Below are 15,388 nucleotides of genomic sequence, written 5' to 3'. Positions count from 1 at the left end.
GAATTTCGCCTTACCAACTAATGGTATCAACCGGTGCTTCTAAGGCTTCAAGATAGAATGCTTCATTTAAACGAAGCAGAGTTAAAGATAAACCTTGCATTTCTAACGATGTCATCAAATTGCCTACTTTAGAAAAATCGATCACTAAGTCATGCTCTTTCATTGACTTATGCACATCATTTGCAAATACATATTGCTCCATTAATGGCGTTCCGCCTAATCCGTTCACGATAATTGCAAAACGATCTTGTGCTTTTGCATCAAACTCTTTTAGTAATTTTGTCAGTAATTCTTCGGATAAACCTTGTGAACTCTGCAATTTTTCACGTCGATATCCAGGCTCACCATGTATTCCTACTCCATACTCGATTTCGTCATCGGCTAAAGTAAAACTTGGTTCATTACTCCCAGGTGTAGTAACACCTGTTAATGCTACTCCAACCGTTTTAATATTTGGAACAAGAGCTTCTGCTAATTTTTTAATTTCTTCAATTGATTGGCCTTGTTCAGCAGCATATCCTAAAATTTTATGAACAAAGATCGTTCCTGCTACTCCACGTTTTCCTTGTGTGTAGAGACTATCTTCAACAGCAATGTCATCATCAACGATGATGCTATCTACTTTTATATCTTCCATCTCTGCTAGTTCCTGAGCCATCTCGAAATTCATAATATCTCCTGAATAATTCTTAATGACTAGAAAAACACCTGCACCCTCATCCGCTGCTTTGATCGCTTCTAAAATTTGATCGGGGGTTGGAGAAGTAAAGACTGCTCCACAAACAGCTGCTGACAACATTCCTTTTCCAACAAATCCAGCATGTGCAGGCTCATGTCCACTTCCTCCCCCTGAGATAATGGCCACTTTCCCTGTCTTTTCTAGAGATCGTTGAATAATTCCAGTTTCAGGAATTCGTTTAACCAATTTCGAATGACTTTGTACCACTCCATCAATCATCTCATCGACACTATTTTCTGGATTATTTAATATTTTTTTTATCACATTAAACTCCTACCTTGTTATTTAGTTTATTTTTCTTGTTTTCTTGCTTTATAATCGCGACCCATCGCATCCGCTACAATAATTGCATTTGCAACAGCTTCCTCTGTAATCTCGAAAGGCATTGAATGAATGGATTCTTCTGGGATACAAGCTTTTTTAGCTACTTTTAGAATTTCTTCGTAATTAACCTCTTGGACATCTAAATCCGCTAAGGATACTGGTAAACCAACAGAAAGACTAAAGTCTAATAATTCTTCAACTTCTGATTTCGGAGCATCTTCTAGTACTAATTGAACAAGGGTTGTAAAAGCTACTTGTTCGCCATGGTAATAATTTCCTGGCCCATCTAAAACAGTTAAACCATTGTAGATTGCATGAGCAGCTGCTAAACCTCCCGATTCAAAGCCTAAACCAGACAATAAGGTGTTTGCTTCTACTATATCTTCTAGTGCTTGTGTCACAACATTATAATCAGCTGCTATTTTTGCGTCGTACCCTTTTTCTAGAATAACCTCTAAGCTTTTTTCAGCTAAAGTCATAGCTGCGATTGTTCCTTTAGCTGGTCCTGTATCTCCAGTATGATAACCATTTGGTAAACCAGCATTTACATTCGAATTTGATTGACGAGTAGCTCGTGCTTCATAATAAGTAGCTAGACAATCACCCATACCAGCTACTAGAAATCGACTTGGTGCTTGTGCAATGACGGTTGTATCCATTAAAACGACATCTGGATTCTTAATAAAATAGGCATAATCATCAAATTGGTGATCGGCTGTATATAAGACAGCGGAGTGACTAGTTGGTGCATCTTGAGCTGCAATCGTAGGGCAAATAATAATATTCTTTCCATCCGCTACAACTTTGGATGTATCGATTGCTTTTCCTCCCCCTAATCCTACAACAACATCGGCTCCTCTTTCTTTTGCTAATTCTTTCAATCGTTTGACTTCTTCACGTGTCGCTTCGCCACCAAAATCTCCGCGATGTAATTTAACGTTATATTTTTCAGCTGTTTGATCCAACTTATCTTGCACTCGATCAATATCTGCTTTATTCCCTATAATAAGAGCAGATTCACCCAAAGACTTAATGTAAAATCCTAAATTCAATAATTCGTCTTCACCTTGTACATACTTACTTGGACTGATAAAAGCTTTTCTCATTGCAATTCCTCCTATGTCATTTAAACATTTTCTGCACCACTAAATAAATAGTAACAAGTAAGCGCTATCACTGCAACAGACAAAAAATATCATCTGTCCGTTTGGTTTAAGATAGAGTCTATCGTATACTTATACTATCAAATACTGTTTTGTTTATAATGAGGGGAGTTTGCGTGGATGAAAGAAAGAACGGATACACAAGAGATCATTGCTCTTGCATTTCAAGAACTAACGATGACAAAAGAGATTGATAAAATTTCAATCACCGATATTATGAAACAAGCAGATTTTCGTCGCCAAACTTTCTATGATCATTTTGATGATAAATATGATTTAGTGACTTGGATTTTTTCTCATGAGCTCTGCCATTCTATTCAATCAATAAGGGATTGGAAAAATTGGGAAGAAATTTTATGGCAGCTATTAACTTATCTCGAATCAAACAGTAACTATTATAGAAAAATCTTTATCAATGAAAAACTGGATTCTTTTAAAGAATATTTTATTTACTCGATTAAAAATATAATCCAACATTTAGTAGAAGATTATTTTAAAGAACAGTTTCTTTCATCAGGTAAAAAGCAAATTATCAAAACTGGTATAGATTTTTACAGCTATGGTCTATCTGAAAGCCTCTATCATTGGGTTTTAGAAAATTGTGAACCCAACAGTAAAATTTACCATGCAATGCTCGTTAAACTTGTAAAATATCGAACAAAAACTAATTAACACTTTAGTATTTTCATAAGGTAAAGGGAAGGGATAAGTAATGGCAGAATACATATTATCAATCGATCAAGGAACGACAACAACACGCGCTTTTATTATTGATCGCAAAGGAAATTATATTGGAACAGCGAGTCAAAAATTCCAGCAAATTAGTCCACACACTGGATGGGTAGAACACGATCCGAATGTCATTTGGGAAACTGTTTGTAATGTGATTGAAGAAGTTATTCAAAAATCTGGGATTAATTATTCTCAAATCAAAGCACTTGGATTAACCAATCAACGTGAAACAACTGTTGTTTGGGATAAGATAACAGGTGAGCCGATATATAATGCAATTGTTTGGAGTTCTAACCAATCATTAGATACGATTAATCAATTAAAATCCAGTAAAAATGAAGAATATATTCATAAAAACACCGGACTTGTTATGAGCCCTTATTTCTCAGCCAGTAAAATTCGTTGGATTTTAGATCATTATTCAGGAGCACAGATTAAAGCTGAAGGAGGAAAATTACTTTTTGGAACCATCGATAGTTGGATTATTTGGAAATTAACGAATGGTGCGTTACATGTCACTGATCATACTAATGCATCAAGAACCATGCTCTTTAATATTCATAGTTTAGAATGGGATAATCAATTACTTAAGCTTTTTAATATTCCAAAAGCAATGTTACCAAATGTTTTTCCTAGCTCTCATTACTATGGAGAAACAAATTGTGATCTTTTCCAAGGAGTAAAAATACCAATTACTGGTGTGGCTGGCAATCAGCAAGCTTCCTTATTTGGTCAACTTGCTTTTCAATCTGGACAAGTTAAAAGCACTTATGGTCAAGGAACTTTTATCGTTATGAATACCGGTTCCGAAGCAAAATTATCTAATCATCGGTTACTGACAACCATTGCTTATTCCATCGATGATCAAATTAATTATGCTTTAGAAGGGGCTGCTTTAATTTCTGGGAGTGCCATTGAATGGTTAAAGGATGGTTTAGAATTGTTTGAAAAGATTGAAGATTCGGAAGAGCTAGCCCTAGAGGCAAATCAAAAATCTTCCGTCTATTCTCTCCCAACTTTTAGAGGGATTGGAGCTCCTTATTGGGAAACGAATGTCAGAGGAGCTATTTTAGGAATGGATGAATATACTAGTAAAAGAGAGCTGATTCTTGCCACTTTTGAATCTTTAGCTTACCAAGTCCATGACATTATTGATTTAATGGAATCTGATACGGAAATTGAGCTTGATGTTTTACATGTCGATGGTGGCGTGGCTCAGAATAATTTACTTATCCAATTTCAAGCAGACATTCTTAATAAAAAAGTTGTTCGTGTTGAACGTTTAGAGACAACAGGTTTAGGTGCCGCTTATCTTGCTGGATTAGCTGTCGATTACTGGAAAGATTTAGATGAATTGAGAGCTTTAGTATCCGAGAACGAAGTTTTCAATCCAAATATGCTTGAAATTGATCGAATTAAAAAGCTCAGAGGATGGCACAATGCACTTAAAACTGTTCGATATTATTCTCAGTTAAATCAAGATTCCTTTTTATAAAAATTTTAATGTGTATACAAGGATTTCATACCAAGTGAAGAAACGCTCGTATCTATATTTAAAGTAACCTATCTAAAAACGACAGATCAGATACCTTTTTAAGGGTTCTCTATCTGTCGTTTTTTGAGTGAATCCTAAAATTTAATGTAAAAGACTATACCTTATAGACTGATTCGATTTATTAACTAAAGCTTCCTCCTTTTTTAAATAAGAATAAAAACTCACACAAATGATTAAGGTTCTAATAATTTTAGAATCTTTGCATTAGGTATAGAAAGTTTAATTACTTGTTGTCATTATTGAAATTTTGTATAGTAATAAATTATATAACCACTTAGAAAGGACCCCTTCTATGAACAAAAAAATCATTCGAAAAGTAACGAGTGCTTACTTTCTTTTTGCTGCACTCTCCATGCTGTTTGTCCATTTAGGTCTAGAAATCAAAGAAAATGACCTAGTTACTTTTGATACCACAATTCAGAATTGGGTACGCAATCATCACAGCCCTGTCTTAGATCATATAATGCTTTTTATCACGCATTCTTCTAGTGCCCTACCCGTCCTAATCATTTTTGCTTTCATCGTATATCAACTCTATAGGCAGAAACTATTTGATAAAATGCGGTTCATTTTAGTTACCATACCAGGAACGATGATTATCAATACCCTCTTGAAACTGATCTTTCAAAGAAATCGTCCTGATCTAATTAATCTGTTAGTTGAAGAAAAATTTTATTCCTTTCCCTCAGGACATGCAATGATCAGTTCGACTGCGGTCTTCGCGATAATTGTTTTATTCTGGCAGAGTAAACATTTTTATAAAATAATGGCTGTGGGTATCCTTTACACTTTCTTCGTTGGATATTCACGTATCTACTTAGGGGTCCATTATCCTTCAGATATTATAGGTGGCTGGATCATTAGTTTTGCTTGGGTTATATTGGCACAAAAACTTCTCTTAACTAACAATGTAATTGAATAAAACAGAAAGTCAGCTCAATTCTATGAGCTGGCTTTAAAATTAAAAGTTAATTGCATTTTGAAAATGCAACATGAATAGATAAATTAAAAAGACGATGAATACAATATAAGGTAGCGATGCAAGTAATGAGGTTCTCTGGAAGTATTTAAAGGCGCGATAGCCAAATGTTCCTATTAAATACCCTTCTATTAAAGTAGAAATAGGATAGAGATTAAGCTCTTGCTTAAAAGAAATAATTGTCAATATTCCTAAAGGGATAAACGCAATGCATAAACCAAGAATATGACCTGCATTTTTATTGACTCTTTGCTCAGTGTGAGTTGATGTCGTATGAACTCCAATATAATTTAATATTTTTTCCATTTTATCTCTCCTTACCTCATTGAATAAAGGACAATTACTGTTTAACTACAATTGTTTTCCCACCTGTTTCATTTCTTTAAAAAGTAAAATGTAATCTTGATAATGACTGAAGTCATAATAAATCGAAGCCCTTTTTTCTTCAAAATAATTTTCGCTCTCAACTCCTTAGAATCAACTATCACCCTCCTAGAAGGTTTGTTAAATTTTTTATATCTCATATCTATTATATCACTTTGAATAATTAGTTGAAAATACTAATTTAAAGGATCTGATTATTCATTTGTACACTTTTGATTCTCATTCAAAAATTTACCTGGTTTTATAAAAACTATTTTCTTTATACATCTTTCTAGAAACTTGGTGGCAATCAGCCGGCTTGACTTCCTTTCCTCCTTTTTGTTAAGTTTAAAAAAATTCAAGTCTACTAAATTAGTATATTGAAAACTCTATTCAGTTTTTACCTTGCTTACTGTCTATGATCCACTTTTTTCATTGGAAAGGAACTTATATGAAGGACTTATTATTTGAGATTGAAAAACTATTGAATCAACCTAATCTGCTTTTTAATAGCTATCAGGATATATGGCGTGTAGTGATTTCCGGTATTTTATTTTACTTCTTTTTAATAATCGTCTTGAACATATCTGGCAAGCGCTCGATCACTAATTTGAGTATGTATGATTATATAGTTACTTTGGCACTCGGGTCACTGGTTTCTTCAGCCATAATCTTAAAAAGTGTGAGTTTTATGGATGGTGTAGTTGGCGTACTCATACTACTGGCCTTACAATTTTTAATCACTTACCTCACTCGTTTTAATGTTGGACTCTTTAGATTTCTTAATCCTGCACCTTCTGTCTTATTTTATAAGGGAACTTTTGTTGAAGAAAATCTCAGGAAAAATCGGGCAACAAAAGATGAGGTCTATGCTGCTATACGCTCTCAAGGTCAAACCACCTCGGACCAAATTTTTGCGGTCGTGCTTGAATCAAACGGCAATCTTTCCGTCATTAAATCAGCAAGTGAAGAATACGCTCATGAAATCACTCGTTATTTATAGATCGTAATCATATAAAAGACACCCACTCAAAAATTGAGTGGGTGTCTTTTATTTAACTTTCTTAAAATCGCAAGGATAAACAGGTAAGGCTTCCGTCTATCTTCTTAAATTCGTCAGTATTAATAACTTTGACAGGGTAACCCAAACTTTCAATGTGGGTCTGAGTTTTAGGGTGACCTTCTGGAACAAGGATGGTCCCATTTATATATAAGCTATTTATAGCATACAATTCTTCTGGTTCAACCACGTAGCAATTGTAGTTTTGGAATTCGTTAACTTGGTTCATGACCGGACTGACCAGCATATTATTGTTTTCCAAATAAATAACAAAATCTTTTAAATGCAAGCCTTCTGTCACAGGTACCGTTGAGGAGGTATAGCCAAATTGACGCACAATTTGATCAAACTGCTTTGCCCCTTCTTGATTCGTCCGATCGGATAAACCGACAAAAAAGTGCTTGTCTACTAACATCACATCGCCACCCTCCATAGTGCCGGGTGCCTCAATATAAAAGATATGATCTTCATCATAAAAGTCCTTGAGAGCCTTTATGATTTCATGCTTTTCGCCGTTGCGCGATTCCTTAGGTGAATTTGTTACAATGGCACACTCCTCCATAACCACGGCTGGATCTTCCACAAAGCAAGAGTCCGGATATTCCTCTAAAGGTTCTAGAACAGTTACTTTAATGCCTAAATCTTCTATTGCACTGATATAGTGCGCATGTTGAATTAAAGCATCTTGGTAGACAGGTACGTCATCACTGAACATGCCTGTTGTGATACCTTCTAACATTGAAGCACTCGGTGTTCGAACTATTGCGTGAGTAAATTTTACCATTAAAATTACCTCCTAATTTTATCGATTCAATATTATTCTTCAAGACTTAATATTTACTTCAAGATGATGATATTGATTGCTATCATAACAACAATAGAATCGAAAGAATAATAAAGGACACGACTGTTAAACAATCTTAACTTCCACATTTCAAAGCATCTTTTCATTTCAATGTTTTAATATGCCTGCTTATAAAGAAATATTAAATAGAAAACGATTATACATTCAGTATACACTGTTAGAAATCCTATTTCATTGACTATTCTAACTTTTAGAAACCCTTTTTTCTAGTGATTTAAACAAATCATCAACGATAAATACTACAATATCAATTCTTAACACATAGTCTCGGAGGAGTATGATAGAGATAAATGATCAGCTGAATAGAAGAATGATCATCAACTGTTTGAAAGTTCATAAATTTCTTTTACTCAATTTAGAAAATAAGAATTTTGAAAAAAAGCTGCTGATAAAAGTAAATACAGTAATCTGAAATTTATCTACCGTTCTTGTGTTAGTGAACAACTTAGATAGTCTTTGTATTTCTGGTGATTTTTAAAAGTAATATAGGAAAAATACACTAAAAATAATCCCGCTATGATAGCTAGAGTAATTTCAGACCATCCATTATTTTCTATTATTTTCTTAATACTCATCGCAAACAAAATCAAAAGCATAATCACTCCTTGCAAATAAGCATTTCGACTTTTCTTATACTGAATGGCAATGTCACTATAGTCCGTAAAAAGTTCTTCTTTTTCCAAAGATCCGATGATTAAAATTTCCTTATTATAATCCATAAAAGTATTAGCAAACTTTCCTGATCCTTCCGCAAAAGGTCTCAAGCGAAATTTAAAAGGAGTCAGATTCCCTTGATTGATGGGAGTTCTATAAAGCTCTTTGTTGCTTTCTTTTAACATACTAATATATTTTTGGTTGGCCTCATAAGCATTGCCCCCAATATACTGAGTCTCATAATAATAACGTTGATTGGTTTTTTCAAAATCATAAATACAATGATGTAACGCAACAAGTTTATAGCCCTTCTCGCTCATTTGATTCAACCAAATCTTAATATCCTTGATGGGGTCTGCAAAAAATTTAATTTTTCTCATAATGATCCTCCTTTAATTCCTCTATTAAACTAATTACTTCCCTAAGTCTTTCTTCTTCTCTTAACACTTGAGCCTTACCAGCTTCAGTAATCAAATAATTAATTCGATTACCATCTTTAGAACTTTGCTTAATCCAGCTTTTTTGCTCCATATTGTTGATCGCCCCATACAGTGTCCCCATACCTAGAATGACTCTTCCTTGAGTCTTCTCTTCTACCAATTGTTTAATCCCATACCCATGCAGTTCCTTAAAGAGAGACAAAAGAATAAGTAAAGAAGTCTCAGTCAAAGCACCGCTCGAAACATTATCACGCATTGAACCCCTCCTATATATCACTATTCGTAGTGTATCGCTATACGTAGTATATCACTATGCGTAGACTTGTCAATAGAAATCATTGACTAATAGTTAAAACCACCTGCCATGATGACAGGTGGTAAATATGAATGGCCCCGTAATTATTGATCAAGATTCATCTCTAAAAATTTTTTATTAGCTTGTATTAACTTTTTATAATAATTATCGTAGCTCTGACTAAAACTTCTTAATAAAGGTATGGCATGCTCATAATAATTGTTATCTTGTAGAAAATTAACAAACTTTTCTTGAATCTTATTTAAAGGGCTATTTAGATAGTCTGAACTTCCTTTAAATGTTTGATAGTCAGTAATAAATTCTTGATTTTCAAGCAGCCACTCCTCTGGATTATTAACAGCTTGAATTTTATTAAAATTAACCTCTTTTAATAGGTCGAGAGACCAAGTGGAACTTAATTTTTCGATATACCTATATTCATTATCTTCTAACTCAAATGCTGGTAAGTTATCTAAAAAACATATGTATTGCTGAAAATAGTGCTCTTTTCCTTCTTTTATAGGTTCATCTAAAAATGGTTGGTAGGCAACAAATAGCATTTGACCAATATAGCCAGGAAAAGCCATTGTCAATCTATCGTAAATGGTTAGTTCATTTTCAATTAATGTTAATTGTTCAGCAATGGTTTGATTGTCTACTCCTTGAATGATCATATCCAACACCCGTCTTTTTCGCCCAGCCATCTCCATCGCGTATTCCTTCCTTCTCAAAACAGCCGACAAGGCATCTATTCCAGAATGTAGAATTTCTTCTATTTCTTCAATCTTTAATCCTAATTTGCGATAAACAGATATTTTATTTAATACTTCTAAATCTTCGTCATCATAATCACGGTATCCATTTTCTAATCGTTGGGGACGAATAAGCCCTTTTTCTTGATAATATTCAATAGCCTTTCTAGTTAGTCCTGTTATCTTTTGAATTTCATTTCTCAACATGATTCTCCCTCCTTAATTAAATGATATCACGGATCCTAAGGGGCAGGTCAAAAGTTTTTTCAGTTTACCTCATTAAGTTTTTCCATATTAAAGTAGTTTAGGGATTTTATTGATAAAGAATGTTCCAATATCATTTAGCATCATCAAGTCTAGATAATAAAGGATGTATTTTTTCTTCAAAGACAACTCCTAATAAGGTTTACTCATCGCCTTCATCTACTATGTAGCTTCTAACTCCACTACTATTATAGAGGTAGTATAATTTTTAGTTAGTTCTACTATAAATTTACAACTTAAATGATCAAAACTTCTTCATCAAACTCGTATTGTTTTATTCTTTCACTTAATTCTTTTAAGCAATAAGTTAAAGCCTAATATTAACAATGCTTTCTCCTGCTTTATCAATCGCTAGCGGTACTATTTAAATTATGTATCTTTAGAATAATCTCCACTTATTAAACAAACATTTAGATATTGACAATCCTTAAAAATTTTATATAATATGGATGTGTAACCGTTTACACATGATTGGATGTGAAAGTAATTGACAACAATTCGTGATGTAGCAGATGAAGCGGGTGTCTCAGTTGCAACTGTGTCACGATTAATTAATAACAGTGGTTATGTGGGCGAGCAATCTAGACAAAAGATCCTCACTGCTATCAAAAAATTAAATTATATACCTAATGAAATTGCCAGATCTTTAAATAAACAGTCAATGAAGATCTTAGGATTATTGGTTCCGGATATCACTAATCCTTATTTCCCTTCCTTAATCAAGGGAGTCGAACAATGCGCGATGCAACACGGCTATATGCTTCTATTAGGCAATACCGAGGGCCAAGAAGCAATTGGTGAGAACTATCTTCATTTTTTTAAGCAATATAAGGTTGCTGGTTTAATCAAAATTGATGGGACTCATTTGAATACACCTGAAAATGTTCCGACTGTTTCATTGGATCGAATGAATGATCATGACCGATTTGCAGTGGTTTCGGATGATTTTTATGGTGGTAAATTAATCGGCCAAGCTATCAAAGAGACTAACCATGGCTCGATTCTAATCGTGACTGGTCCATTGGATATTAAAGTGTCCCAATTACGATTGCAAGGCATGCAGTCTGTTTTTGATCAGCACAAAATAACTTATCAGATATACTCTACCCCTTCCTTCCAAATGGAATTTGCCGATCAAGTCGCGTTGGAAATTATTCATAACTATCCAAATATTGATACTGTAATTGCTCCTAATGACATCTACGCTTTAGCCCTTATTCAAGCGTGGAGTCAATTCGGTTATGTTATCCCAAAGAATGTACAAATCATTGGCTATGATGGAATTGTTTTTGGAGCCTATGCTCATCCGGGATTAACTACTATCGAACAACCTGCTTATCAGATTGGTTACCAAGGGACGGAATTATTACTCGCAATTATTAATCAACAAATCGATCAACAGTCCTCTAAAATTATCCAAATCAAACCACAATTATTACAAAGAAATTCATTAAGGGAGGTAGAATAATGGTAAAAATGGCAGTCATTGGTAGTATTTCAACTGATTTTGTAGTGACTTCTAAACGAAGGCCTCAGGCAGGAGAAACCATTTTTGGTGAGAACTTTGAAACTTATTTTGGTGGCAAAGGAGCTAATCAAGCCGTTGCAACTCGCCGACTGGGTGCAGAAACATATATGCTAGGAGCAGTAGGAACAGATAATTTTGGTGCAAATTTAATAATGAATTTGGAAAACAACCAGATTGATGTCTCACATATCAAAACGAAGCAAAATCTTCCTTCTGGTTCAGCTATTATCAATGTGGTGGAAGGAGAGAATACGATCATTTATGTAGCTGGAGCTAATGACGCCTACTCATGCGAAGATGTTTCAAAAGAACGAGCATTTCTCAGCAGCTGTGATCTGATTTTGATCCAAAATGAAAGCTCGCCTGAGACCGTCGAATTTGTCTTTAATAACCTGGCAAATGAACAATGTAAAATAATCTATAACCCTGCTCCTGCGCGTGAATTTGATTCGCAATTTATGGCAGCCATTGATTATATAACCCCTAATGAACATGAGTTTCAATTGATGTTTCCCGAGCAAACAATGGAAGAAATCCTCTCACAATATCCTAATAAAATGATTGTGACCTTAGGATCTCAAGGAGCTCTCTTTCATAATGGACATGAACTGGTTAGAGTCCCCTCCTATACAGCGGAGCAAATTATTGATACAACTGGTGCTGGCGATACCTTTAATGGAGCTCTCGCTTTTGCCATCGGAAACCACCTCGAACTAGAAGAGGCCATTCGTTTTGCCAACCTGGCTGCCGCCCTATCAATCGGTAAAGAAGGCGCTCAAAACGGAATGCCAACAATTAAGCAAATGAAGGAGAGTGTATATTTTGAAAAAACATGGAATATTAAATAGTCATATCTCCAAGGTTCTATCGGATATGGGTCATACCGATCAACTAACAATTGCAGATTGCGGGCTTCCCATCACTAAGAATATAGAAAAAATTGACTTAGCGATTCGTATTGGTGAACCTGATTTTATCAGTGTTTTAAAAGCAGTGATCAATGACATGAAAGTTGAACGAATTATTTTAGCGGAAGAAATAAAGCAGCACAATCCCAATTTATTAGAAAAAATCCAGTCGCTTTTTGATTCCTCAATTGAGATTGTCTTTATTGACCATGAGGCTTTCAAAAGCCAAACCCAAATCACTAAAGCTGTCATAAGAACGGGTGAAGCGACTCCTTATGCAAATGTTATCTTGCAATCAGGCGTCATTTTCTAGGAGGAATATTATGGAAATTCAAATGACTAATATCCATAAACAATTCGCGGCGAACCAAGTCTTAAAAGGAGTCCATTTCAACTTAAAAGCTGGAGAGGTACACTCATTAATGGGTGAAAATGGCGCAGGCAAATCCACCTTAATGAACATTTTAACCGGTCTATTAAAAACTGATCAGGGCAAAATTACAATTGATGGCAAAGAAACCGTGTTCGCTAATCCTAAAGACGCTGAAAACCACAGGATAAGCTTCATCCATCAAGAATTAATTACTTGGCCAGAAATGACCGTCTTAGAAAATATGTTTATGGGCAAAGAAATGACTAAATATGGTATTTTTTGTAATCAACAAGCAATGGAAGAAAAGGCGGAAGCTGTTTTAAAACAATTGGGAATCCAAATTGATCTAAATGATTCTATGGGGAAACTCAGCATTGGTCAGCAACAACTCATTGAAATTGCTAAGATCTTAATGAATGAAGCTTCTGTTATTATTATGGACGAACCTACAGCGGCTTTGACCGATAAAGAAATCGTAACTTTATTTTCGATTATTCGTAAACTTAAACAAAAAGGTGTCGCTATTGTCTATATCTCACATCGTTTAAAAGAAATATTTGAAATCAGTGATCGCATCACGGTCATGCGAGATGGCATTTCAATTATGACTAGAGATATAAAAGAAACCCAGGAGAAAGAAATTGTGAGTGCGATGGTTGGACGTGATATTGGTGACTATTATCCAAGTGAGCGCTCAAAAATCGGTCGTACCCTTCTAGAAGTCAATGATTTAACTGTAAATGGTCTTTTTAAAGATATCACTTTTACCCTAAAACAAGGTGAGATTCTAGGGGTTTCTGGTTTAATGGGAGCTGGAAGAACGGAAATTATGTCAGCTATCTTTGGTTTACATCCGCTTGAGCGTGGAACAATAGCTATTAATGATAAAGTTATACAAATTTCTTCCCCACTACAAGCCATTAAAAATGGTATTGGCTATGTAACAGAAAATCGTAAAGAAGAAGGTTTAATTCTTGACTTTTCTATTAAAGACAATATTGGGATTACTGCACTCGATGAGTTTTCTGAACATGGCTTCATTCATAACAAAGAAGAAGAAGATTTTGTTCAATTATTGATTGAGCGTTTAGCTATTAAAACAGGCAGTATGCATCTTCCTGTATCGTCTTTATCAGGCGGAAATCAGCAGAAAGTTGTCTTAGCAAAATGGATTGCGGCAGGTACGCAAATTTTAATTTTGGATGAACCCACTCGCGGCGTGGACATTGGTGCTAAACGTGAAATTTACCTTTTAATGCGTGAATTAACCGATCGCGGTGTGGGCATTATCATGGTTTCAAGTGACCTACCTGAAATCATTGGAGTCAGTGATCGTGTACTTGTCATTCATGAAGGACAAGTAAATGGTTGTCTTACTCAAGAAGAATTATCTGAAGAACGCATCATGACCTTGGCTACAGGAGGGAAATAATGGATACAGTGGGAAAAAAATCATTTCAAAAACGATTGAATTTCAGAAGATTAGGTCCGGTACTTGCGCTTATTATTTTATTTGTGTTAGTAAGTGTATTGAACCCAAACTTCATTAAAGTTAACAATTTACTGAACTTACTCAGACAAGTCTCAATCAATGCTTTCATTGCTTTTGGAATGACATTTGTCATCATAACCGGAGGTATCGACTTGTCAGTCGGGTCCATTCTAGCTTTATCGAGTTCGATAGTTGCTTACTTAATGATGTATGGTATGAGCCCTATACTGGCTGTCCTTTTAGGCGTTGTCCTTGGTGCTCTTTTAGGATTCATTAACGGTGTAATCATTACTAAAGGTAATGTCGTACCGTTTATCGCAACCCTATCAACAATGACTATTTATCGCGGCTTGACTTTGGTGCTAACAGGGGGCAATCCTCTGACGAAATTTGAAGGAGGTCAATTTTTTGAATCTATTGGAAGGGGGTATTTGTGGAAAATTCCAGTGCCAGTTCTTCTCATGTTAATTGTTTTTGCAGGCTTATATTGTCTTTTGCATAAGACAACCTTTGGTCGCAAAACTTTTTCTGTTGGTGGCAATGAGAAAGCGGCTTATATTGCTGGAATTAATAGTAATCGAGTAAAAGTCATTGTTTATACCATTTCAGGAGCCTTAGCATCCATTGCAGGTCTGATTTTGACTTCACGGTTAAATTCAGCTCAACCAACAGCCGGAGTAGCTTATGAAATGGATGCCATTGCAGCTGTCGTGATTGGTGGCACAAGTATGGCAGGAGGTCATGGTCGCATTGTTGGAACTTTAATCGGAGCATTAATCATTGGAACATTAAATAACGGCTTAAATTTATTAGGTGTTTCAAGCTTCTACCAACAAATTGTTCAAGGTGTGGTTATTTTAATCGCCGTCTTATTAGATCGTAAAGATAAATAAAATTAAAAA

The 15,388-nt window shown here is 34.9% G+C and carries 16 protein-coding genes; 9 read left to right on the top strand and 7 right to left on the bottom strand.

Annotated elements, in window-relative coordinates; genetic code table 11:
- Positions 1–10 precede the first annotated feature (10 nt).
- Both dhaK and HF969_RS02240 read right to left on the bottom strand, forming a co-directional pair.
- On the bottom strand, positions 11–1,000 hold the full coding sequence (gene dhaK / locus HF969_RS02245; protein ID WP_090289403.1) for a dihydroxyacetone kinase subunit DhaK: 990 nt from the start codon (positions 998–1,000) through the stop codon (positions 11–13).
- Positions 1,001–1,029: 29 nt separating this feature from the next.
- Complete coding sequence (locus HF969_RS02240; protein WP_090289150.1) at positions 1,030–2,169, bottom strand: glycerol dehydrogenase; 1,140 nt, start codon at positions 2,167–2,169, stop codon at positions 1,030–1,032.
- 177 nt (positions 2,170–2,346) lie between these two features.
- On the opposite strand from HF969_RS02240, the gene dhaS reads away from it, so the two are divergent.
- The 3 genes from dhaS (at position 2,347) to HF969_RS02225 (ending at position 5,435) form a co-directional block, all read left to right on the top strand.
- Positions 2,347–2,898: a dihydroxyacetone kinase transcriptional activator DhaS gene (gene dhaS, locus HF969_RS02235; RefSeq protein WP_090289149.1), complete on the top strand. Its 552-nt coding sequence runs from the start codon at positions 2,347–2,349 to the stop codon at positions 2,896–2,898.
- Positions 2,899–2,938: 40 nt separating this feature from the next.
- Entirely contained in the window at positions 2,939–4,453 is a 1,515-nt protein-coding gene (gene glpK, locus HF969_RS02230) for a glycerol kinase GlpK (RefSeq protein ID WP_090289148.1), read from the top strand.
- Positions 4,454–4,805: 352 nt separating this feature from the next.
- Entirely contained in the window at positions 4,806–5,435 is a 630-nt protein-coding gene (locus HF969_RS02225) for a phosphatase PAP2 family protein (protein WP_090289147.1), read from the top strand.
- 39 nt (positions 5,436–5,474) lie between these two features.
- On the opposite strand, the gene HF969_RS02220 is transcribed toward HF969_RS02225, so the two are convergent.
- The gene (locus HF969_RS02220) at positions 5,475–5,798 is read right to left on the bottom strand and encodes a hypothetical protein (protein WP_090289146.1); all 324 of its coding nucleotides are present in this window, start codon (positions 5,796–5,798) and stop codon (positions 5,475–5,477) included.
- A gap of 508 nt (positions 5,799–6,306) precedes the next feature.
- On the opposite strand from HF969_RS02220, the gene HF969_RS02215 reads away from it, so the two are divergent.
- Positions 6,307–6,858 carry a DUF421 domain-containing protein gene (locus tag HF969_RS02215; protein WP_168427136.1) on the top strand — a complete coding sequence of 184 codons (552 nt, stop codon included), beginning with the start codon at positions 6,307–6,309 and terminating at the stop codon, positions 6,856–6,858.
- A gap of 61 nt (positions 6,859–6,919) precedes the next feature.
- Here HF969_RS02215 and HF969_RS02210 read toward each other — a convergent pair whose 3' ends face one another.
- The 4 genes from HF969_RS02210 to HF969_RS02195 all read right to left on the bottom strand — a co-directional run bounded on the left by HF969_RS02210 (position 6,920) and on the right by HF969_RS02195 (position 10,128).
- Positions 6,920–7,699 (bottom strand): dimethylarginine dimethylaminohydrolase family protein, encoded by a 780-nt coding sequence (locus HF969_RS02210; RefSeq protein WP_090289144.1) that lies wholly within the window; start codon positions 7,697–7,699, stop codon positions 6,920–6,922.
- A gap of 500 nt (positions 7,700–8,199) precedes the next feature.
- A complete protein-coding gene (locus HF969_RS02205; protein ID WP_090289143.1) occupies positions 8,200–8,814 on the bottom strand; it encodes a DUF2812 domain-containing protein in 615 nt (204 codons plus the stop codon).
- Positions 8,801–9,130 carry a PadR family transcriptional regulator gene (locus HF969_RS02200; RefSeq protein WP_143406539.1) on the bottom strand — a complete coding sequence of 110 codons (330 nt, stop codon included), beginning with the start codon at positions 9,128–9,130 and terminating at the stop codon, positions 8,801–8,803. Before HF969_RS02200 ends, HF969_RS02205 begins: the two co-directional genes overlap by 14 nt.
- Positions 9,131–9,273: 143 nt before the next feature.
- Complete coding sequence (locus HF969_RS02195; protein WP_090289142.1) at positions 9,274–10,128, bottom strand: MerR family transcriptional regulator; 855 nt, start codon at positions 10,126–10,128, stop codon at positions 9,274–9,276.
- A gap of 544 nt (positions 10,129–10,672) precedes the next feature.
- On the opposite strand from HF969_RS02195, the gene HF969_RS02190 reads away from it, so the two are divergent.
- Genes HF969_RS02190 through HF969_RS02170 form a run of 5 tightly spaced genes read left to right on the top strand, consistent with a single transcriptional unit; the run spans position 10,673 to position 15,379 of the window.
- Positions 10,673–11,653 carry a LacI family DNA-binding transcriptional regulator gene (locus HF969_RS02190; RefSeq protein ID WP_090289141.1) on the top strand — a complete coding sequence of 327 codons (981 nt, stop codon included), beginning with the start codon at positions 10,673–10,675 and terminating at the stop codon, positions 11,651–11,653.
- Positions 11,653–12,561 (top strand): ribokinase, encoded by a 909-nt coding sequence (gene rbsK / locus HF969_RS02185; RefSeq protein WP_090289140.1) that lies wholly within the window; start codon positions 11,653–11,655, stop codon positions 12,559–12,561. Before HF969_RS02190 ends, rbsK begins: the two co-directional genes overlap by 1 nt.
- On the top strand, positions 12,536–12,934 hold the full coding sequence (gene rbsD, locus HF969_RS02180; RefSeq protein ID WP_090289139.1) for a D-ribose pyranase: 399 nt from the start codon (positions 12,536–12,538) through the stop codon (positions 12,932–12,934). Before rbsK ends, rbsD begins: the two co-directional genes overlap by 26 nt.
- A 10-nt stretch (positions 12,935–12,944) precedes the next feature.
- On the top strand, positions 12,945–14,426 hold the full coding sequence (locus HF969_RS02175) for a sugar ABC transporter ATP-binding protein (RefSeq protein WP_090289138.1): 1,482 nt from the start codon (positions 12,945–12,947) through the stop codon (positions 14,424–14,426).
- Positions 14,426–15,379: an ABC transporter permease gene (locus tag HF969_RS02170; protein WP_090289137.1), complete on the top strand. Its 954-nt coding sequence runs from the start codon at positions 14,426–14,428 to the stop codon at positions 15,377–15,379. The genes HF969_RS02175 and HF969_RS02170 overlap by 1 nt, the downstream gene beginning before the upstream one ends.
- The last annotated feature ends 9 nt before the right edge of the window (positions 15,380–15,388 follow it).

The sequence above is a fragment of the Facklamia miroungae genome (genome assembly GCF_012396555.1).
In the GTDB taxonomy this organism is placed as follows: Bacteria; Bacillota; Bacilli; order Lactobacillales; family Aerococcaceae; genus Facklamia; species Facklamia miroungae.
Note: the sequence above shows the minus strand (reverse complement) of the source record. Positions and strands in the feature narration are given on the sequence as shown.